This is a genomic window from Priestia sp. JV24 (genome assembly GCF_025910025.1).
In the GTDB taxonomy this organism is placed as follows: domain Bacteria; phylum Bacillota; class Bacilli; order Bacillales; family Bacillaceae_H; genus Priestia; species Priestia megaterium.
Genome location: NZ_JAPCIN010000010.1, coordinates 383,925 through 405,358, shown reverse-complemented (window position 1 = coordinate 405,358; position 21,434 = coordinate 383,925). Strand labels below are relative to the sequence as shown.

The window sequence follows — 21,434 nt, the reverse complement described above, 5'->3', positions numbered from 1 at the left end:
AACGAGCTTGATTCTCCATCAAGAATCAAACTCGTTCGGATCTTTCTTCAACTAAACTACTTTTGCCCAGCCTCTGTTATTTATTGTCATTTGGATATACAAGACCGATTTGCTCTCGCACTTTATCCATCACGTGCATTGTTAAATATGAATTCTCATAAGAATTTGTGTCCGATTCCATCTTTCCTTGCTTTAACAGCTCTACGAATTCATTTATTTCATAGTACATAGCAGGATAAGGCTGATCGACCGTTAACTCTTCTACCCGTCCGTCATTGTATCGAATTTCTACCTTTTCAGCGGTATGTATTTTGTCAATAACCATACTGCCTTTTTCTCCTTGAATTTCACTTGGCAAATGCGAATTTGTAATTTTAGAATACATGATAACCGCGTCGCGATCTTCGTACTCGAAAGCAACTGACCCTTCTCCATCTACCCCAGATTCTAGCATAAACGCCGTTGCCTTTATTTTATGAGGCCCTCCAAACAACGTAATCAAAGGATAAAGACAGTATACACCTAAATCCATCAGTGAACCGTTGGCAAGCTCAGGCTTAAAGGCATTAAGCACGATACCTTCTTTATATTTATCATAACGAGAAGAATACTGACAGTAAGATGCAACGTATTTCCGAATTGGACCAATTTTATGTAATTTCTCTTGAATCACTTTGAAGTTAGGAAGAAGGGTTGATTTCATCGCTTCCATTAGTAACACCTTGTGATTTTTGGCTGTTTGAATCATGCGGGTTACTTCTGCTGCATTGGCTGCGAGCGGTTTTTCACACAGTACATGCTTGTTATTTTTCAAAAATAAGATAGCTTGTTCCGCATGATAAGCATTTGGAGTAGCAATATACACTGCATCAATTTCAGCACTCGCTGCCATTTCCTCTAAATCAGTAAATATATGAGGAATATCATATTTACCTGCAAATTCTTCTGCTTTTTCAATGGTTCGAGAATAAACAGCTGCAAGCTGAAAGTCGTCTACATACTGAGCTGATTCTAACAGTCGATCTGTTATCCAGTTTGTTCCTATTACGCCAAAACGAATCATCTTTTCATCTCCTTTTTATCATCTATGTTGTATTGTATCGTTTTTGAAAAGAAAAACGAAGAAATAATAAAAAATCTATATCGGTTTTCATCGCTTTATATCTATTTTGTTCCATAAAAAAACAGCTTACATCAAATGCAAGCTGTTTTTCAATATGAATCAAACGTAAGCTTATGCTTTTTCACCCACTACAGCAAAGCGTTCATTCACATGGTTTTCATTCTCTAATTCATCTATTAAAGCAATCGCGTAATCAGCATAGCTAATATAGCTTTCATTTTGACTATTTGTGATCACATGATCTTTTCCTAATTGATAGGCTCCCGTGCGAGCACCTTCTGCATCAAAAAAGGCTGCTGGACTTAAATAAGTCCAATTTATAGTCGACTTTTCAAGTTCTTTTAAACCTTTCCCCATGTTTGAAGCCGTTGGATAATAAGCTGCTGGAAAACCTTCTGTGCTCATTAAAGGCGTTGTTTTTTCTGAATCTACAAATAAACTTCCCGCTCCGCCCACTACTGCGAGTCGCGTTTGAACACCTTGAAATACCTTAATAAGTGATTGTATAGACTCAACGTGGAGCTGTTCGCTTCCAGGAGGTGCATTAAATGCATTTACCACAGCATCGAACTGTTCAATATCTTTTGAAGTAATGGCAAAAATATCTTTTTCAATTACGTTTGTTTGATTTTTTAGTTTAGAAGCATTTCGAACAACGGCTGTTACTTCATGTCCTCTCTGTTTTGCTTCTTCCATAATTAATTGACCTGCTTTTCCTGTTGCTCCAATAACACCAATTTTCATTTTTATTCTCTCCTTTTATTTTAGTTGTAACCATGACGGTTACATATAACACAAAAAAATTTGAGCTTTTTATAGCACTGCTAACTCTTCTCAGCTTGTTGTAACCATTATAGTTACACATTACTCAATTTGTCAACCTCGCTATTCATTTTTTTTACGTGATAAAAGATTTTAGTGATTGCTAAAAATCCACAAAACGATAGCTCATTTACCATTTCAAAATATATCCATATTTTCAACTTATTTTTATCTTAGAGTACTTTTTTATGAAAAAAGGTTTCTTTTTTATAAAAAAGTGTTATACTAGGTATATTATTTCTTGTTCGGTGTTAACAAATAGAAAGACTTTCTTTAAAGTGATTCTTATTGAAATTGAGCAGAGATAGTAATATATTCGTGGATTTTCCACACAGGAGGTACTACAATGGTACAAGGTAAAGTAAAATGGTTTAATGCAGAAAAAGGTTTTGGATTCATCGAAGTAGAAGGACAAGACGACGTATTCGTACACTTCTCAGCTATCCAAGGCGAAGGTTTCAAATCACTTGAAGAAGGTCAAGAAGTTACATTTGAAATCGAAGATGGAGCTCGTGGACCACAAGCTGCTAACGTTCAAAAGTAATTGATTAAGAAGCTGTCACTAATGTGACAGCTTCTTTTTATGTCTATTTAACCAATTAAAATTTGATTTTCCTGCCAAAGGTTAGTCAAGTTCGTATCAGCGAGCCGCTGATGCGTCTCTTTTACGCTAAGCCAGCGATGCTTGTTGAAAACAAAGCGAGTTTCGGGAAGTTCAGTCCATATTTCCTGTACAGACTGCACATTTAATAGAACAAAGTTTGCTTCGTTTCCTTCTTCCACTCCATACTTTTCTTTTCCAATCAGCCGGGCTGGTATACTTGTAATCATTCGGAGCAACTGCCGCTGATCATCCGGACTTCCCATATGTGCAGCATAGGCAGTTAGTAACCCTACTTGCAGCAAGTCTGCTTTTCCAAACGGATGAAAGGGGTCGTTCACGTTATCAGATGCAGTAGCAATTGGAATCGCTGCTTTTTGTATGTCGCGAATACGCGTTACGCCTCGTCTTACAATTCCTTTATCTTCTCTTCCCTGTAAATATAAATTAGAAGCAGGTAATGTGACAACTCCAATTTTCGCCTGTTTTAAAAGGTTTAAGATTTCTTTCACTTTTGCATCAGTCATTCCTGCAAGCGAGCAAAGATGCCCCACTACCACTTTTCCTTCCATATTTAGTTCAATTGTTCTATGAGCAATATTAATTATTGTATCAACAGACGGATCATCGCTTTCATCCACATGTAAGTCAAGAGGTTTATTATAGGCTTGAGCCAGCGAAAATAGAGCATCAATCTCTTTTTCTGGGTTTCTAGCTAAATGAGGGCAGCCTCCAATCGCATCAATTTCAAGGTCGAATGCTCGTTCAATTTTATTCATCTTATGCATATCATCAATGTCTAGGTTAGAGAATAGCGGAACAACCTGCACGTCCATATACGGGCTTAATTCATCTCTCACTTCGACAGCCGCTTGTAAACTTCGAAATAAACTATCTTCTTCCATGCTGCAGTCAAAATCAATATGCGTTCGAATCGTAGTCGTACCGTTAGCCAATGCCTGCAATGCAGTTTTTAACATCCGCTGCTTAATTTCTTCTTCTGGAAATGCCGGCAGGCTGCTGCTGTAATTTTTAATGGCTTCTTGAAGAGTTCCAGATATATTGGGCACTTGAGGAAGCGAATGAGCTTTGTCTAAATGCATATGCATATCTACAAATCCTGGTAATAGCACACGCCCCTGTGCATCAAGTGACGTTTCTTTTCCTAACACGGCCGCGTGCAGCGGAAAAAACTCGTCACCTTCAAGATAACCGTTTTGTAAAACGATAGAAGTATACATTCCATTTGAAATTTTCACTTCAAAAAGAGCGTGGTCGTGCATAATTGGCAAACGAACATTAATTAAGTGAAGCAACATAATTCCCTCCTCAATTTTTCAACTTCTTCATTTTTCATAGACCGCTTTATCTTCTCTATCATTTATTGTTTAAAGCATTAATTCGCCAAATTTCGCAAATCACCTTCTCTTTAAAGACCTTTATTTACAGAGAAAAAAGCAAGAACAAAAAAAGGAGCAGCGTCCCCACGCTGCTCATCAAAGAAAAAATGCTAGAAAATAGATAGAATGTACTTCCCATGGTTAAATGAGGGCTTACAGATAAAGCTTCAGTGAGTGATTTCATGCTTTGCATCGCTATTCTCCCCAGAAAGCAATGCAGATACAAACAAGAAACTTCCATCACTCGCTCATACTGTAAATAGACACATAAGAAAAAGCCCAAACAAAGGCAGGTCTCTCAAATACAATGAGCAAAAACCTACCCGCCTGGGCTTTTATCCCTTCGGTGTCATATCCACTTCTTTTCAAAAATGAATATGTGAATCGCTTGGACCAAACTTTCTACTAACGTAAAAATGGGAACCTAGATTCACTTTTTACTCATAGTCCTATCATTTACGGTGATAAGGTAGAAACGTCTGAGCCATATTCTCAAACATATATGAGTGAACCGTATTTAGCTTTTTCTTGTCTACAAATATACTATAGGTCTTTCTGTAAGTCAACTATAAACGAATAATCTTTTTAATAAAATTATATATAGTTCGCCTTTTACAAAAGTTTACTTTTTTAAAAAGTTTGTTAAACTATCTAACACAGTAGTTGCATCTTCCTACAATCCTGCTTATACTTCGAACTACTTACATTACCTATAAAAGTCTTCACTCTGTTGAAGACAAAAAAGCGATCTAGGGTTCCGTTTAACACATGTTAAAGGCTGGTCCGAGAGAGAGCGTACGGAATGGTTCCGTATACACGGAGGGATAAAAGCCTGGGAGAATGACATCATTCTCCCAGGCTTTTCTTTTTTACTACTATAAAATAGAGGAAAGAAGGGATTTATATGAACAACCAACCAGCGTTAAGTAAATCGCTAAAGGTGTATCAAATTGTGTTTTTGGGTCTTGCCTGGATGACTCCGATGATTTTCTTTACAGTTTATGGAGTAGCCTACGATGCGGCTGGAGGGCAAATGGTCCTTGCTTATTTAATCGCTTTTTTAGCTATCTTTTTTACCGCATATAGCTACAGCCGAATGGTAAAAGCATATCCGATAGCAGGATCTGCTTATACGTATACGAAAAAAGCTATACATCCTCGCCTTGGCTTTTTAGTAGGCTGGGCACTTCTTTTAGACTATATTTTCTCCCCTATTATCGCTATTTTAACATTTGGTATTTTTATGCATACGGAATTCCCTTCTATTCCTGTATACGTATGGGTCATCGTCATGAACATTATCTTAGCTTTAGTCAATATTGTTGGTATTAAATCTGTAGCTCGTATAAGTGGCATCTCTGTTGTAGTTCAGATTCTCTTTATAAGTTTGTTTTGTTTATTTATCATCAAAAATATTGCAACAGGTCAAGCTAGTTCTTCTACTCTTTTTTCACTTCATCCTTTTTTGGCTTCAGATGTACCGTTTACGACTATTTTTTCTGGAGCTGCGCTCATTTGCTTTTGCTTTTTAGGATTTGATGCAGTTACAACAATGGCGGAAGAAACGATTCAACCGAAAAAGACAATTCCAAAAGCCATTTTTCTTATTGTTTGCATCGCAGCTGTTATGTACATCGCTATCTCGTATTTTACACAGATTGCCTATCCGGGATTCACGTTTACTAACCCTGATAATGCAGCCTACACCCTTGTAAAATTAGTGGGTGGAAATCTTTTAAGCAGTCTATTTATTACGGTATTAATTATTGCAACCTTTACTCAAGGAGTTTCTTCAGTCACAAGCGTTACTCGCTTTTTATATGCTTTAGGCCGTGAATCCGTACTGCCTCAAAAGGTATTTTCATATATTCATCCAACGTTTAAAACGCCCGTGGTGAATATCTTGCTTGTTACCGCTTTTTCGTTTTTGGGAATGTTCATTGATTTAAACACAGCGGTCACTTTTGTCAGTTTCGGTGCCTTAACCGCTTTTACATTTGTGAATGTATCAGTCATTGCCCATTTTTATATTAAGTTAAAGAAACGGTCGTTTACTGAAACAATACTCTATTTAATCTTCCCTTTGATCGGAGCGGCATTTATCGGATGGCTGCTCACACTGTTAAACAAAGATACTCTTTTGATTGGTGTCGCCTGGCTTACTGTTGGATTTCTCTATTTATTTGTAAAATCTCGACTGTCGGCTCCTTTTGTAAAGAGAGATCATTCAAAAGTGACGGTCCCTGAAAAATAAACTGAAAAATCAGTTTTTATGTCAGGTATTCTAACAAACTGCTTGTCAACTCATTTTCACTCATACTATACTACGATTAATCGAAAGCCACAAATGGATAAAGGTTCTTACAGCCGTTAAGAACAAAAAAGCTGTCTAGGGTTCCGTTTAACACCGTTTAACATATGTTAAAGACTGGTCCGAGAGAGAGCGATATAGCGCTACGCTGTATAACACGGAAGGATAAAAGCCTGGGAGACTACTCTCCCAGGCTTTTATCCTTTTTTTATTCTAAGGAGGTTATTTTATGAGTTCTATCTGGAAGCAAACAATCCCGGCTGGTGGAAAATGGTCAGGCCGAATTGGAAGAGGAAAATCAGTGACGTTTACTGCACAAGAATCCGGTGCAAATGTATCCCTACTATTATACAACGCTTATGATTTAGCAGAACGATACAACATGCCCGATACCTTAAAAGCTCAGCACACTGCTCACTTAACAAAAGGACATGTTCTGATGAGTGACAACGGCAGAGCATTTGCAAGCATCACTGCTGATACCACCGGCTGGCATGATACCATTTCAGGCTACACTACGCGCAGCTTAACTCATCAAAAATACGGTGTATCTACTTATCAAGGATCCCGAAATGAATGGAGAAGGAATGGCGAAGAAAACTTCTCAATGGAGCTTTTGCGTAACGGTTTAACACCACGGGATTTAGTCCCTAATCTTAACTTATTTTCAAAAGTATACTGCGACGAAGAAGGCAATATGAATTTTGTTTCTTCTCATTGTAAAAAAGGAGATTTTATTACGCTTAGAACAGAAATGAATTTGCTCTTTCTACTGTCTAATACACCTAACCCTTTAGACCCGAGCGGAACGTATCCTTCTGTTCCAATTGAAATAACCGTAGATGAAGCGGCTCCTGTAAGCTCAGATGACTACTGTTTAAATTTTAGACCTGAAAATAAACGAGCGTTTGAAAACACATGGTCTTATGACCTATTGCTTGGAAATAAAACATTATCAAGGATTTAAAAATGAAGGAGGCTTCTATAATGGCTGTATTTAATCGAGTGGAAAGCAACAGAAAAATAGAGAACGCAATTTATGATGAAACGGTACTGGCTGGGGACGGCTGGATGCACGAACTTAAACCAGACCAAACTCTTAGAATAATAGATGTAGAAGGCAATCAAGCAGCGGATACTTTATTCTTTGATGCTGAAAACCTAGAAGATCATTACAGTGCAGTATCTACGATTGCTAATCAAGGAAATATTTATTTATCCACTGGCACAGTGCTGCTTTCTCAATCTGGCAAAGAACTAGTCAAAATTGTTGCTGACACGTGCGGACGCCACGACACCTTAGGCGGAGCTTGTTCGGCACAAAGCAACACCGTACGTTATGCACATGACACGCTTCCGATGCATAACTGCCGAGATACATTTATGCTTCAGCTATCAAAATATGATAGCCGCTACACCAAAAGAGATTTAGCACCAAACGTAAACTTTTTTATGAATGTCCCTGTGACCCCAAGCGGCGGATTAACGTTTAACGACGGGGTATCTGCCCCTGGATACTATGTAGAAATGGAAGCTATCAATCCTACACTTGTATTGATCAGCAACTGCCCTCAGCTTAACAACCCGTGCAACGATTATAACCCTACCCCTATTCGCTTAGTTATTTGGGATTCATTATAAAAAGGAGTGTTCATCTATGTTTACAAAAGTATTAATTGCGAACCGAGGAGCAATTGCCGTTAGAATTGAGCGAACATTACGACATTTAGGAGTGAAATCTGTAGCTGTTTATACAGAAGCTGATCAAGACAGCCTGCACGTTGATGAAACAGATGAAGCCATTTTAATTGGCAGCGGCCCGGTCAAAGAAAGTTATTTGAACGAAGACCTTATTCTAGATATTGCAAAGAAAACAGGCGCGGAAGCTATTCATCCAGGCTACGGTTTTTTAAGCGAAAACGCGGAATTTGCTCGTCGCTGTCAGGCTGAAGGAATTGTATTTATTGGTCCTACACCTCAGCAAATGGAAATATTCGGATTAAAACATTCAGCTAGGGAAATTGCACAAAAAGCCGATGTGCCTTTGCTGCCCGGTACACCTCTTATTACAGATGTATCAGAGGCTGTATGTGCTGCTGAAGAGATTGGCTATCCCGTTATGTTAAAAAGTACGGCTGGCGGCGGCGGAATTGGAATGCGTGTTTGCCAAGATGAAAAAGCGCTTCAAGCAGCTTTTGACTCAGTTTGCCATTTAGCACAAACAAACTTTAAAAACAGCGGTGTTTTTTTAGAGAAATACATTCAAAAAGCTCGCCATGTAGAAGTTCAAATCTTCGGGAATTCTTTTGGAGAAGTAGTGGCTTTAGGAGAACGCGACTGCTCTATTCAGCGAAGAAATCAAAAAGTAATTGAAGAAAGTCCAGCTCCAAACTTCCCTTCATATATACGGAAAAATATGCTGCAAGCAGCTACGCGACTAGCTAAAGAAGTCGGATATCGAAGCGCAGGAACGGTAGAGTTTCTTTATGACGCCGAAGCGGAGAAATTTTATTTTTTAGAAGTAAATACTCGCCTTCAAGTAGAGCACGGCGTTACAGAAGAAGTGTTAAACGTTGATTTAGTAGAATGGATGCTTAAAGAAGCATGCGATGAGCTAGTAAACCTTCCTTCTTTGCTTCCTGTGCCTTCAGGTCACAGTATCCAAGCTCGTATTTATGCAGAAGATTGCTTAAATGATTTTCGTCCCAGCGGCGGGCAAATCGACCAAGCAATGTTCTCTAAAAGTGCTCGAGTTGAAACGTGGATACGAGACGGGATTACTGTAACATCACTTTATGATCCTATGCTGGCTAAAATTATCGTTCATGGAAAAACACGAGAAGAAGCCCTTCTAAAATTGAGCGCTGCTTTAAAAGAAACAAGATTATACGGCGTTACTACTAATCTTCAATACTTGCAGGGACTGCTAGAAGAAAAAGCGTGCAAAACAGGCGACGTGTATACTCAAATGCTTAACTCATATAATCCGAGCGAACAAGCACTCGAAGTCTTAGACGGAGGCGTTCAGTCCACTGTTCAAGATTATCCGGGACGCACCGGGCACTGGAACGTAGGGGTTCCTCCGTGCGGTCCAATGGATCCTTTTGCTTTTCGCATAGGAAATAAACTTCTCGGAAACTCCCCGGATGCACCAGGGATTGAAATGACTCTCCGAGGCGGCTCTTATAAATTTAGAGACAATCTATCTTTTTGCATTACGGGTGCTAATATGCATGCTACATTAGACGAAGCTGAAATCCCTATGTATAAGACCATTAGAGCAAAGCCGGGACAAATTCTTTCATTTAGTGAAGCAACCGAAGGAATGCGTACGTATTTACTGATTGGCGGCGGACTTGATATGCCTAAAATATTAGGCAGCTCTTCTACTTTTACACTAGGAAGCTTCGGAGGGCACGGCGGTAGAGCACTTCGTACGGGAGATGTACTGCGTGTCTCTGACTACTCACACGTTGAAAATGAACTTGCCCTTCCCTATCAGCCAGCCATGTCTAAAGAATGGTCAATCGGGGTAATTCCCGGCCCTCATTGTACAGAAGAGTTTTTACAGCCAGAATATTTACAGCAGCTAACAGATACAAAGTGGGAAGTTCATTTTAACAGTTCTAGAACAGGCGTGAGGTTAATAGGCCCCGCTCCTTTTTGGACCCGTGAAGATGGAGGAGAAGCCGGTTTGCATCCATCAAATATTCATGATAACGCATATGCCATCGGCACCTTAGACTTAACGGGAGATATGCCTATTTTACTTGGCCCAGACGGTCCGAGCCTTGGCGGCTTTGTTTGCCCTGTTACCACCGCTTCAGCAGAGTTTTGGAAAATAGGACAACTTCATCCCGGAGATAAAATTTCGTTTAAATTAATTGACCTTGAACAAGCTGAAAAACTCAAATGTACTCAGGAAGACTTTTTGCAGCATATCGGAACATCTGCATCACTTCCTGTACTTACAAATCCAGTAGCACAGCCGCTCAAAAGCGATTATCCGTTGCTGATTAACGAAACGGAAAATAGACGCTTTCCATTTTCCGTCCGCTGCTCAGGCGATGCGAATATACTTGTGGAATACGGAGAAATGGAGCTTGATCTGCTGCTTCGCTTCCAAGTACATGCTTTAATGGATGCTATCCAAAAGCGTGAGGATTTACCGGTTCTAGATTTAACGCCTGGTATCCGTTCTCTTCAAATTCATATTGATGCAACAAAGATATCTATTCTTGAACTTTGTCAGCACATTTCAGCTATTGATCGTGCGCTTCCTCCTCTTGAAGAAATGGAAGTTCCGTCTCGTATTGTAAAACTTCCACTTTCATGGGATGATCCTGCAACTCAATTAGCTATTGAACGCTATCAGCAAAACGTTCGTCCAGATGCACCCTGGTGTCCAAGCAATCTAGAGTTTATTCGCCGAGTAAACGGGCTGGACCACCTTGAAGATGTTAAACGAATTGTATTTGACGCTAATTATCTTGTAATGGGGCTTGGAGATGTATATTTAGGCGCACCTGTTGCTACACCTCTAGACCCTCGTCACCGTTTAGTTACAACGAAATATAATCCTGCCCGTACATGGACGCCTGAAAATGCAGTTGGTATTGGCGGTGCGTATATGTGCGTATACGGAATGGAAGGTCCTGGCGGCTATCAATTTGTGGGACGCACGATTCAAATGTGGAACCGACTTCGTCAAACGGAAAGTTTTGAAGCAGGAAAACCGTGGCTTCTTCGTTTCTTTGATCAAATTCAATTTTACCCAGTAGAAGCAGACGAGCTTTTAAAACTGCGCGAAGATTTCCTTCGTGGGAGATTTGAAGCAGATATTACGGAGACAACGTTTAAACTTGGAGAATATTTAGATTTTCTTTCATCCATTGAAGAAAGCACAGCTGCTTTTCGTCATACCCAGCAGGGTGCTTTTCAAACAGAACGAGAAAATTGGAAAGCACTTGGTTTAGCTGAGTACGTCTCTGAACATGAAACAGCTGAAATTATGGAACAAGAACTGCCCGAAGGTACGGAAGCCGCGCGCTGTACAATGCCGGGAAGCGTATGGAAAGTTCTTGTAGAAGAAGGACAAAAAGTTGAAAAAGGCGATACGTTAATTATCGAAGAAAGCATGAAAATGGAGTTTCCGCAGCTAGCACCTATGGATGGATATATCAGTTCGATTCATGTAAAACCCGGCGATGAAGTACAAGCTGGACAGCTGATTGCCGGTATAAAAGCCTTTGCTCCAATTACTCATTAAGGACGGTGGATACAATGAAAACAGTGAGCTTGCCTAAAACATTTTCGGTTCAATGGTTACGTAATATGTATATCAAAAAAGAATTAACTCCGGAAGATGTAGTACATCAAATTTTCACGCGTGTAGAAGCTGACAAAGACATGAATATTTGGATTACCCCTCCTACACTCGATGAGTTAAAACCTTATCTGGATCGCTTAGCTACGCTAAGCCCTGAAGCGTTGCCTTTGTGGGGAATTCCATTCGCCATTAAAGATAATATCGATGTAGCACATGTACCGACGACAGCCGGATGTAAAGAATATACGTATATCCCTTCTGAACATGCTACGGTTGTTCAACACCTTATCGATGCAGGTGCTATTCCTCTTGGAAAGACCAACTTGGACCAATTTGCTACAGGACTGGTCGGTACACGGAGCCCATATGGCGAAACGCACAATGCGTTAAAGCCAGAGCTCATTAGCGGCGGATCGAGCTCAGGATCAGCTGTATCCGTAGCTCGGGGGCATGCTGCTTTTTCTTTAGGCACCGATACAGCAGGTTCAGGGCGGGTTCCAGCTGGTTTAAACCGTCTAATCGGCTATAAACCTTCCCTCGGAGCTTGGTCATCTGCAGGTGTAGTTCCGGCATGTAAAAGCTTAGACTGCGTCACTGCTTTTGCTCATGAATGGAGTGACGTACTGCTTGTAGATTCCATTATTAGAGGAGTAGACGATCGAGACCCATGGTCACGCTCTGTTGTTCGGGCTTCTTCGGCGCTTCCTGAAAAAATTTATATGGTAAAAGAACCGCTTTCGTTTTACGGGCCGTTTGCTGAGCAGTACGAAAAAGCGTGGAAACAAGCTGTGAAAAAGATTGAAGATTTATCTATTCCCATCGAATACATTGACGGCTCGTATTTGAGTAAAGCAGCTGCTTTATTATATGAGGGCCCTTACGTAGCAGAGCGCTGGGCTGACTTAGGAGAATTTATCACTTCTCATGAAGAAACAGCCTTTCCTGTAACCGAGCAAGTGCTTCGTTCAGGAGCTAAATCAGAATATGATGCTGCTGCTTTATTTCAAGCTTCACATAAGCTTCAATCCTTTAAACATAAAGCATATCATCAACTTAAAAATGCTGTTCTTGTTATGCCGACAGCAGGCGGAACGTGGACGCGGGAACAAGTAAGAGAAAATCCAATTGAAACAAACAGTGACATGGGGCGTTTTACAAATCATTGTAACTTACTCGACTTGTGTGCTGTCTCTCTTCCATCTCAAGATGCGGATCTTGATTTACCGTTTGGCATTTCATTTTTCTCTACATTTGACGGCGAACAATTCATTTGCGGACTCAGCGAATTGTTTTTAAATGGGGAACGAACGGCTGATTCAAAAAAAGATACAACATTAGTAGCTGTTTGCGGTTTGCATATGCGCGGGTTTCCACTTGAATCTCAAATGCGTGAACACGGAGCTTCGTTCGTACGAAAAGACCAAACCGCTCCTTATTACCAGCTTTTTAAACTGCCTACTTCTCCAGCAAAACCGGGGCTGTTGCGAACACATCAACAAGGAGAAAAAATTGAGGTTGAACTTTGGGAAATGCCTTTATCACTACTCGGCTCTTTTGCCGATTCTATCCCTTCTCCTCTCGGACTAGGCAAAATCACTCTTGAAGACGGCAGTGAAGTAGCGGGTTTTCTTTGTGAAGCTCATGCGACAGAAGATGCGGAGGATATTACGTCTTATAGAAGCTGGCGGGCTCTCTCAACTTACTAATAAATCGATTATTTACTAAGCTGTTGAGTACATTCTCAGCAGCTCTTTTTCATCAAACCTTCACTGTATATAAAAATAAGAACTTAGCATTAATTATGACAAAGTGAATGTATGATGTCACACTTTTATATTTATTCTTGATTCTTACGTTTACCGTTTTAACAGAGAATACCCCCACTTTAAGCTTGCTAAGTAGGGGTACTTCAATTAAATAAACCTAAAAGGTAAGCTGCACAATGCTCTCCAGAATACCTATCGTGTAGAATGGAAACGCAGCTGATCTTGATGAGAAACATACTTCTTGCGCGGATGCTTATCTAAGTATTGTTTAGCAGTTTGTAAACATTGGCGCGCAAACTCTTCATATCCTAGTTCGTTGGCACGTTTTACATTTGGCAACTCTATGGAATAAGGAACCTGCGGGATACGATTAATAATACTTGCAACATCAATACCTTCTTCATTTAAATACAATCGTTCTTCTCTAAGAACTCGAGTCATTTCCTCCTTTGAACTCGGAATTTCCGCAGAAGCATTGCAAAGATGAAGATAGCGAAACCACTCACGAGGCACGTCGTCCAAATCTTCCACCTTATCTCCTGATCGATGAAAATGGTGGATGTCAATCATAAGACCTGCATTTTCACGATTAGCCGTATGAAGAACATCCATTGCGCCTTTAAGGTTATATACGCTCCCAATAGGAACAAATTCTAATTCAATGGTTAACCCAAAAGGCTTAGCTAGATCACAGAGTTCAGCAAAGCATTCAATACCAAAATTGCGATCGTCCGTCCAAATGCTGCTAAGAACGTGACGTCCTCCAAGTTCAGCAGCTGCTTCCATTGCAGGTAAGTAACGTTTTGGATCAACTCCCTCATAGATACGTGCTAACTCTATATCAAGAAGCTTCACTCCTGTTTCTGACATAGCAGATTTTGTTTCTCGCATCAGCTGCTTATTTTCAGCTAACGCATAGTTAGGCTCTCCAGGCAACCCCATGTAAATAGGCCTTAAACTAACAAAATCATATCCTGCCTTCGCAGCCATATACGTCATTTCAGGCGGGGAACATCCAAGAACAGTAAGATACGCAAGGGAAAATTGATTAGGCATTTTATAACTTCCTCCTTTATTCAAACGAATTAGATCGATCTAATCAAAATGACGATATATGCTTATAAACGTCCTACATATTGATTTGATTTTAATTCTCTGTAGGCAGTCTTAATACAATCATCTTCGTTTCAGTCATTTCTTCAATGGCGTAACGTGGACCTTCTCTGCCAATACCGCTGTTTTTCACTCCGCCATATGGCCAATGATCTAATCTAAAGTTAGATGTTCCATTAATAACTACACCGCCCATTTCAAGAGAATGAGCTACTTTATAAGCCAAATCCATTTTGTTCGTAAAAATCCCTGCTTGAAGACCAAAAGCAGAATCATTTGTCTCTTCAATAGCTTCTTCAATCGTATCGTACGGCACAATACTAATAATAGGGCCAAATACTTCTTCACAAATAACTTTACTTTCTTTAGAAGGGTTTAGTAGAACGGTAGGTTCCACCGTAGCTCCGCGGCGCTTTCCTCCGCATATCACTTGTGCCCCCGACTGTACGGCCTCGCCAATCCAGCTCGTCACTCGCTCAGCTGCATGGACATCTACTACACACCCTACATCCGTATCAGGCAATAAGGGATCTCCGATTTTAAGTTTCAGCACCTCTTCTTTTAAAAGATTGGTAAACTCAGAGACCACAGATTGATGTACATAAATTCTCTGAACAGAGATACAGCTCTGACCGGAATTGCTAAATCCGGTTTTAGCACACATAGCCGCAGCACGGTTTAAATCTGCGTCGTTATGGACGATCGTTGCAGCATTTCCTCCTAGCTCTAGCAATACTTTTTTCATTCCAGCTAGCTCACAAATATTTTTACTAGCTACCGTTCCACCTGTAAATGAAATAATGTTCACGCGATCATCTTTTACAATTTGCTGTGCAACCTGTCTTCGACCAAGCACCATATTTACAGCATCCTTAGGAAATCCTGCCCGCAGCAGCAGCTTTAAGAGCTCTGTTGCAATTAAAGTTGTTTGCGAAGAAGGCTTTAAAATCACGCTATTCCCAGCAGCAAAAGCCGGCCCAATTTTATGGCATACAAGATTTAAAGGAGCGTTAAACGGTGTGATAGCCGCTACAACACCAACGGGCACTCGAAAAGTAGATGCAATAGCTTGTGCACCACGTTCTGAAACATCGCCAGGCAATGTTTCACCAATCAATCTTTTTGCTTCTTCCCCTGACAGTTCCAATGTTTCGATTGAACGGGCCACTTCGTCCAGCGTATTTTTCAAAGGCTTTCCTAGTTCTAAAGAAATAAGTCGAGCAAATCTTTCTTTCTCTTGTTCTAGTAATAGAGCCGCTTTCTTTAAAATTTTAGAACGCTGGTAAGAAGAAAGGGCGGCGACATGTTTTTTTGCTTCATAGGCTGATGCTAATGCTTTTTCAACATCTTCTTCATTCGCTAATAGCTGCTCACCTATGACTTCTCCAGAATAGGGGTTTTTTATTAAAGCAACTTCTCGATCTTCAATAATCCATCCACCGTTAATATAAGGCTGTGATTTCTTTTGAATAGTTTCTATCATGTTTAGCACCAACTTTTCATTTTTATTAAACAAACTTTTATATAAAACAAGGCCTGAACGTTTTTACATGAGAGGAAAATAGATCGATCTAATTTATTTTAATTTAAACGCTCCCATCACCTCCTAAAAGGTTATCATGTTCACGGCTTAGTTATACTAATTTCTCTTGAACCTTTGGCTTGGCATGAAGTTCTGAACAAGGACCTGCTTGCAGCATATAGCTTCCACCGTCATGACCAATTACTTGCTTCACCTCTTTTGCTGCTTCAATAAGCTTGTTAAGATCAATGCCCGTATGAATTCCCATTTCACTTAATCCATGAACCAGATCTTCTGTAGCTATATTTCCAGTAGCACCTGGAGCGTAAGGACACCCTCCTAACCCGATAATAGAACTATCAAAATGAATAACACCCTGCTGCAAAGCAGCCACTACATTAGAAAATGCCATTCCTCTCGTATTGTGCAAATGCATGGAGAAAATAATGCCGGGATAATTTTGTTTAAGAAACCCTAGCATACGATACACTTGCTGAGGATTTGCCATCCCTGTTGTATCTGCTAAAGAAATTTCTTCGACACCCATCATTCTGTATCGTTCTACAATAGAAGAAATGCGTTCTATAGCAACTTTTCCTTCATAAGGACATCCAAACGCTACCGAAATTGAACCTCCCACTTTAACGTTATGCTTTTCCGCTAATTCGATAATAGGATAAAAACCTTTTTGGGCTTCTTCTACAGAACAATTTGCGTTAGACAAGCTGTGAGAATCTGTAGCTGAAAGCATAAGCTTTAACTTTTTCACTCCGGCGTCAATGGCTCTCTGTGCACCTTTTACATTCGGCACTAACGCGCGAAATTTGATATTTGTTAAATCTTGAACACTTTCTACGACCTGCTCGGCATCCTTTAACTGAGGAATCGCTCTCGGATGTACAAAAGATGTAATTTCCATTGATTGAATGCCTGTCTTGGCTAGCTGACGAATAATAGATATTTTTTCTTTTGTAGGAATCCACTCATGTTCAGCTTGAAACCCATCCCTTGGGGCTACTTCACAGATTATGACTTTTTCCGGTAATTCTATTTTTTGAATAGTATTCATTAAATAACCCCCTTTTCTTTTAACACCGCTAAGTCTTCACTTGATAACCCCAGTTTTCCACCTAGAATTTCTTCATTATGTTCTCCCAATTCAGGGGCACGATGACGAATTGCTCCCGGTGTATGTGAAAACTTTGGCACTACTCCCGGAACCTTAATTTTCCCTAGGCGGGGGTGCTCTACTTCTACAATGTTTTCTCGTTCTCTATACTGGGGATCATTAAATATATCTTCAATGCTGTAGATAGGGCTAACTGGCACGCCAAATGAATCTAACTTTACCTGCAGCTCGTCTTGAGTGAAGGACTTAATCCAATTTGATACAATTTCCTGAACTTCATGATCATGCTTTAGACGCTCTACGTTTGTATAGTATCGCGGATCCTTTAACATATCTTTTCTTTCCATTGCCTCTGCAAGACGATCAAAGGTAGAGTCTGTACTGCATACTAATACAACAAACTTTCCGTCTTTTGTTTCATATGTGCCTGCTGGGCTTGAGTGACCTGCAAGTCCAGGGCTTCTCTCTCTTACTTTTCCGTTTTGATCATATTCAGCGATTAAAAACTCCATCATTCGAAAAATAGATTCATATAATCCCATTTCTACTACTTGACCTTCCGGCTGTTCGTGCACATCTCTATGATAGATAGCGCTTACACAAGCGAACGCGGTATATATGCCCGTTACATAATCTAGTAAAGAGTAAGAAGGACTGACGGGCGGACGATCTGAATATCCTTGTAAATAGGTATGTCCGCTAAATGCTGTCCCCGGTGTGCCGAATCCAGCTTTCTCTCGATAAGGACCTGTTTGTCCATAACCTGATACGCGCACCATTACTAGCTTAGGGTTAACTTTTTTAAGCTCTTCATATCCTAAGTTCCATTTTTCCAGTGTACCCGGGCGAAAATTTTCAATTAAAATGTCTACGCCACTAATTAGCTTTTTGAAAATTTCTGCTCCTTCTTCTGATCGAATGTCCAGCGTAACAGACTTTTTATTGCGAGCAAGTCCGGGCCATCTTAAAGGTTCAGTCCCTTTCCAAGGCCCTACAGTCCGAAGCGTATCTCCTTTTCCCGGAAGCTCAATTTTGGTTACTTCCGCCCCCAAGTCCGCTAGTAAAGTAGCTCCAAAGGGAGCAGCAATCATAGTAGAAATATCTATTATTTGAACTCCTGTTAAAGGTCCATAATTTTTGGTTAACACGTTGAATCCCCTCCGGTAATAACTGTTTGTATGCTTAATTAAGATAATTAATTAGTAGATTTCCTTTGATATGTTAAAAATGAATATCATTAGTCGAAATATTAAGATGATTTATTTTTCTAAAGTTAACTCTTTTTCTTCTAATAGAATAGACTCTTTGCTTTCAATCGGGTCTAAATCTGTTAATAGGAACGTATAGCTTAAAATTCCAATCACTAAAAAAGCAGCTGCTAAAAGGAAAGCATACATAAATGAACCCGTGGCTTGAACAATAAACCCAGTCGTAATAGGTGCAACAATAGCCATCGAGTTATTCCCAAATGTTAAAAGTCCCGTTAATGTTCCTACCGTTCCTTTTGGTGCAATAAATGTAGGAATGCTGTAGGCAACAGCAGATGTGACAACAAGACCTCCAAGTGCTGTTGAAATCCAAAATACAGCTACGTTCGCACTGTGAGTAAACGCTGCCCCAATAATTGACAAACCAAATACCATACCTATTACTAGAAAAAACTTGCTGACACGCGTCCGGTTATACCCTTTGTTAATAAGACGATCAACAAGCCAACCCCCGATTACTATTTCAGTAATGGTACCTACAATCCACGGTATGGCCGAGTACCAGCCTGATTTTAAAATAGACATGTTCATTTCTGTTGCTAAATATCCAGGAAGCCAAGTCAAGAACAAAAACCATGAATAGCCGTATGCCGCAAATCCAATGAATACTGCCCAGACTTTTCTTTTAGTTAGCAAATATCGAATGTTCTCCATTGCACTGCCTTTAACTTCTTCTGAACTTTGAGAACCGCCTTGAACAATGTAGTCATATTCTTCTTTCGTCAAACGCTCATCTTCATGAGGTTCACGATACCAGATCCAATAAACAATAGCATATATGAAACTAAGAATAGCAGTTGCTAAGAAACCGCCTCGCCAGCCCCACTCTGTTACAATTAGTGCTAATATAGGCGCTCCGATGGCGTTGGAAAGTTTGGATTGAGAATCATAAGCTGCGATAGCTTTTCCGCGTTCCTGACGCGGAACCCAATGGCTAACTGCTTTAGCAGCAGATGGAAAGAACGGTGCTTCTCCAACTCCTAACAGCACTCGAGATAAAATAATTAACCCCCATCCATTTGCTACTGCAGTTAAAAGACAAGCTACTGTCCATATCACGGTCGCTACACGCGTTACCCATTTTACGCCTATTTTATCTAGCAAAGGCCCTATAGGAAGTTGAAGTAAAGCGTAAGACCATGCAAATGCTGATAGGAAAATCCCCATCTGACCTGCTGTCAAGTTAAATTCTTTTTGTAACAATGGCATAGCAATGGACATATTAATTCGATCAAAATAGTTTACAACTACACCAACCGCAATCAAGAATACAATCGACCAACGATGTTTTTTCATTCTTTTCCCTCACTCATAAGATTTTAAGTATGCGCTTTCATTTTTGTAAAATATCTCTTTGCTCAGATCCCATTTATAATTACTTGCTTACATAAAGTCTGTCTGAACTCAATTTGAAAGATGGCAATGCTGAAAACCTAATCCTCTAGCTATTTACTTATTCTTTTATCCTTTCGTAAAAACATTTTATTAGTGAAACTAAAAAGATTAATAGAAAGTTCTAATTAGAACGATCTAATAAATTTTTATTAGATCGTTCTAATTCCAGCGGAAATCTCTTCACATATTGCGGAACGGTGCTTATATTTTATGATCTACTCAAATATCCGAACATGATGATCAACGTCTGCTTTTTTAATTTCTCATTGTAACACCTGCCTTTTTTCGCGAAGCGTCGTATTTTGACACAGCCTAATATAAAATCAATTCAAACTTGAGCTTTAGTATACTGAATTACATTTGCCTGCGCAATATATATTTTTAATTTTTAGAAAATTAAAATAAACACTTTTTAATATAATAAATCCAAAAATAACTGTATTAATTTTACAAATATTTCTCTTATCGCGTTAAAAAAACAGAAAATACAGACACTTCATTCGTACAATTCTAGTAAGATTTGAAGATACGCGTTTTTAATACTGTAAGCTTGGTTCAAACATTTGTTCCTTAATATACTCCACAGGCATCTCTTTTCCTGTCCACAATTCAAACGCCATGGCCCCTTGCCAGATCATCATTCCTATTCCATTAATGGTGTGACATCCAATTGATTCAGCTTGTTCTAACAGTTTTGATCTCATAGGCATATACACGACATCGGTTACAATTAAATCCGGACGCAGCATTGATATATCTTCAATAATGCTGAATTCTTCTAACGGTTTCATTCCCACTCCTGTTCCATTTGTCAAAATATCGCTCGTTTTAATTTCTTCTCTTAACCTGTCTGTATCTTCAAGAGAATACAGCTTCGCTTTACATGAAACATGTTTCATCTCTTCATTAATAATTTTTACGTTTTCTACAGCTTTTGAATAAAATTCATCATGACGAGCAAAAATTGTTAATTCTTCAAGCCCTTCTAAAGCTGCTTGAATAGCAATAGGCGTCGCTGCTCCACCCGAACCGATCAACGTCATTTTTTTTCCTGTGATATCCACGCCGTGCTCTTTTAAATTTCGAATGTAACCCATGCCGTCTGTGCTATGCCCAACTAGTACGCCATTATCATTTACGACGGTATTGACAGCTCCTGAAAATTTGGCGCTGTCTGCTAATTCATCAAGAAACGGGAGAATTTTTGTCTTATTGGGCATGGATACATTAAAACCTTTAACATTTAACGCTCTCAGCCCTTTAATTGCCTCTTCTAACGAGTCATTTCCTACCTCAAAAGCTAAATAAGCATAATTTAATCCCAGTTTTTTAAAGGCCATATTATGCATAGATGGTGACAATGAATGTCCAATTGGAGTTGCTAAAAGGCCGATGAGCTGAGTTTTACCATTAATACGCCCTACGCTTTTCATGATTTTACCTCCTGTTTTATTAAAATTCAGAAATATTTGTGGTACCTAACCTGTACTTTTTCAGCTTATCTTCATTTACAATCAAACACATTTCGAATTCATATAATACAGGTAATTAGATCGATCTAATTTTAAGATATACTGACTATTCAACAAATCCGTAACAAGCTGCATTCAAAACCAAAGCTGCTCTACTCACATGTAAAAATAAAGAAACCGCTT

15 protein-coding genes and 3 riboswitches are annotated in these 21,434 nt (G+C 39.6%); of the genes, 6 read left to right on the top strand and 9 right to left on the bottom strand.

All coding sequences use genetic code 11. From position 1 onward, the window contains the following. Window positions 1-76: 76 nt before the first annotated feature. Together OK414_RS04850 and OK414_RS04845 are read right to left on the bottom strand one after the other, a co-directional pair. Complete coding sequence (locus tag OK414_RS04850) at window positions 77-1,063, bottom strand: Gfo/Idh/MocA family protein (RefSeq protein WP_263045668.1); 987 nt, start codon at window positions 1,061-1,063, stop codon at window positions 77-79. Between the two features lie 171 nt (window positions 1,064-1,234). Then, a complete protein-coding gene (locus OK414_RS04845) occupies window positions 1,235-1,867 on the bottom strand; it encodes an NAD(P)-dependent oxidoreductase (RefSeq protein WP_095380049.1) in 633 nt (210 codons plus the stop codon). A gap of 424 nt (window positions 1,868-2,291) precedes the next feature. Here OK414_RS04845 and OK414_RS04840 point away from each other — a divergent pair, with 424 nt between their 5' ends. Then, window positions 2,292-2,489 (top strand): cold-shock protein, encoded by a 198-nt coding sequence (locus OK414_RS04840; protein WP_013055689.1) that lies wholly within the window; start codon window positions 2,292-2,294, stop codon window positions 2,487-2,489. A gap of 47 nt (window positions 2,490-2,536) precedes the next feature. Here the strand turns inward: OK414_RS04840 and OK414_RS04835 are convergent, their stop codons facing one another. Further along, window positions 2,537-3,865 (bottom strand): amidohydrolase family protein, encoded by a 1,329-nt coding sequence (locus OK414_RS04835; protein ID WP_016763252.1) that lies wholly within the window; start codon window positions 3,863-3,865, stop codon window positions 2,537-2,539. Window positions 3,866-4,370: 505 nt separating this feature from the next. Beyond that, window positions 4,371-4,472: riboswitch (purine riboswitch) on the bottom strand. Between the two features lie 212 nt (window positions 4,473-4,684). Continuing rightward, a riboswitch (guanidine-I (ykkC/yxkD leader) is annotated at window positions 4,685-4,787 on the top strand. A gap of 63 nt (window positions 4,788-4,850) precedes the next feature. Here OK414_RS04835 and OK414_RS04830 point away from each other — a divergent pair. The 5 genes from OK414_RS04830 (at window position 4,851) to atzF (ending at window position 13,292) form a co-directional block, all read left to right on the top strand. Continuing rightward, window positions 4,851-6,200: an APC family permease gene (locus tag OK414_RS04830; protein WP_263045669.1), complete on the top strand. Its 1,350-nt coding sequence runs from the start codon at window positions 4,851-4,853 to the stop codon at window positions 6,198-6,200. A gap of 124 nt (window positions 6,201-6,324) precedes the next feature. Beyond that, window positions 6,325-6,439: riboswitch (guanidine-I (ykkC/yxkD leader) on the top strand. Between the two features lie 47 nt (window positions 6,440-6,486). Next, window positions 6,487-7,224 (top strand): urea amidolyase associated protein UAAP1, encoded by a 738-nt coding sequence (locus OK414_RS04825; RefSeq protein WP_263045670.1) that lies wholly within the window; start codon window positions 6,487-6,489, stop codon window positions 7,222-7,224. Between the two features lie 20 nt (window positions 7,225-7,244). Then, window positions 7,245-7,898, top strand: coding sequence for an urea amidolyase associated protein UAAP2 (locus OK414_RS04820; RefSeq protein WP_263045671.1), 654 nt, complete (start codon window positions 7,245-7,247; stop codon window positions 7,896-7,898). 16 nt (window positions 7,899-7,914) lie between these two features. Beyond that, window positions 7,915-11,526: an urea carboxylase gene (uca, locus tag OK414_RS04815; RefSeq protein ID WP_263045672.1), complete on the top strand. Its 3,612-nt coding sequence runs from the start codon at window positions 7,915-7,917 to the stop codon at window positions 11,524-11,526. 14 nt (window positions 11,527-11,540) lie between these two features. Beyond that, window positions 11,541-13,292 carry an allophanate hydrolase gene (atzF, locus tag OK414_RS04810; protein WP_263045673.1) on the top strand — a complete coding sequence of 584 codons (1,752 nt, stop codon included), beginning with the start codon at window positions 11,541-11,543 and terminating at the stop codon, window positions 13,290-13,292. Window positions 13,293-13,544: 252 nt separating this feature from the next. On the opposite strand, the gene OK414_RS04805 is transcribed toward atzF, so the two are convergent. From OK414_RS04805 to OK414_RS04780, 6 genes are all read right to left on the bottom strand, one after another. Then, the gene (locus OK414_RS04805) at window positions 13,545-14,408 is read right to left on the bottom strand and encodes a sugar phosphate isomerase/epimerase family protein (RefSeq protein WP_016763246.1); all 864 of its coding nucleotides are present in this window, start codon (window positions 14,406-14,408) and stop codon (window positions 13,545-13,547) included. 91 nt (window positions 14,409-14,499) lie between these two features. Then, window positions 14,500-15,948 (bottom strand): aldehyde dehydrogenase family protein, encoded by a 1,449-nt coding sequence (locus tag OK414_RS04800; RefSeq protein ID WP_263045674.1) that lies wholly within the window; start codon window positions 15,946-15,948, stop codon window positions 14,500-14,502. 151 nt (window positions 15,949-16,099) lie between these two features. Next, on the bottom strand, window positions 16,100-17,056 hold the full coding sequence (locus tag OK414_RS04795) for a hydroxymethylglutaryl-CoA lyase (protein ID WP_034653992.1): 957 nt from the start codon (window positions 17,054-17,056) through the stop codon (window positions 16,100-16,102). Further along, window positions 17,056-18,264, bottom strand: coding sequence for a CaiB/BaiF CoA transferase family protein (locus OK414_RS04790; protein ID WP_034653994.1), 1,209 nt, complete (start codon window positions 18,262-18,264; stop codon window positions 17,056-17,058). The genes OK414_RS04795 and OK414_RS04790 overlap by 1 nt, the downstream gene beginning before the upstream one ends. A 111-nt stretch (window positions 18,265-18,375) precedes the next feature. Then, on the bottom strand, window positions 18,376-19,680 hold the full coding sequence (locus OK414_RS04785) for an MFS transporter (RefSeq protein ID WP_013081988.1): 1,305 nt from the start codon (window positions 19,678-19,680) through the stop codon (window positions 18,376-18,378). Window positions 19,681-20,315: 635 nt separating this feature from the next. Beyond that, a complete protein-coding gene (locus OK414_RS04780) occupies window positions 20,316-21,212 on the bottom strand; it encodes a shikimate dehydrogenase (RefSeq protein WP_263045675.1) in 897 nt (298 codons plus the stop codon). Window positions 21,213-21,434: the final 222 nt, after the last annotated feature.

Coding starts and splice junctions, on each gene's coding strand:
- OK414_RS04850 (WP_263045668.1), bottom strand. CDS start 1,063: ATGATTCGTTTTGGCGTAATAGGAACAAACTGGATAACAGATCGACTG.
- OK414_RS04845 (WP_095380049.1), bottom strand. CDS start 1,867: ATGAAAATTGGTGTTATTGGAGCAACAGGAAAAGCAGGTCAATTAATT.
- OK414_RS04840 (WP_013055689.1), top strand. CDS start 2,292: ATGGTACAAGGTAAAGTAAAATGGTTTAATGCAGAAAAAGGTTTTGGA.
- OK414_RS04835 (WP_016763252.1), bottom strand. CDS start 3,865: ATGTTGCTTCACTTAATTAATGTTCGTTTGCCAATTATGCACGACCAC.
- OK414_RS04830 (WP_263045669.1), top strand. CDS start 4,851: ATGAACAACCAACCAGCGTTAAGTAAATCGCTAAAGGTGTATCAAATT.
- OK414_RS04825 (WP_263045670.1), top strand. CDS start 6,487: ATGAGTTCTATCTGGAAGCAAACAATCCCGGCTGGTGGAAAATGGTCA.
- OK414_RS04820 (WP_263045671.1), top strand. CDS start 7,245: ATGGCTGTATTTAATCGAGTGGAAAGCAACAGAAAAATAGAGAACGCA.
- uca (WP_263045672.1), top strand. CDS start 7,915: ATGTTTACAAAAGTATTAATTGCGAACCGAGGAGCAATTGCCGTTAGA.
- atzF (WP_263045673.1), top strand. CDS start 11,541: ATGAAAACAGTGAGCTTGCCTAAAACATTTTCGGTTCAATGGTTACGT.
- OK414_RS04805 (WP_016763246.1), bottom strand. CDS start 14,408: ATGCCTAATCAATTTTCCCTTGCGTATCTTACTGTTCTTGGATGTTCC.
- OK414_RS04800 (WP_263045674.1), bottom strand. CDS start 15,948: ATGATAGAAACTATTCAAAAGAAATCACAGCCTTATATTAACGGTGGA.
- OK414_RS04795 (WP_034653992.1), bottom strand. CDS start 17,056: ATGAATACTATTCAAAAAATAGAATTACCGGAAAAAGTCATAATCTGT.
- OK414_RS04785 (WP_013081988.1), bottom strand. CDS start 19,680: ATGAAAAAACATCGTTGGTCGATTGTATTCTTGATTGCGGTTGGTGTA.
- OK414_RS04780 (WP_263045675.1), bottom strand. CDS start 21,212: ATGAAAAGCGTAGGGCGTATTAATGGTAAAACTCAGCTCATCGGCCTT.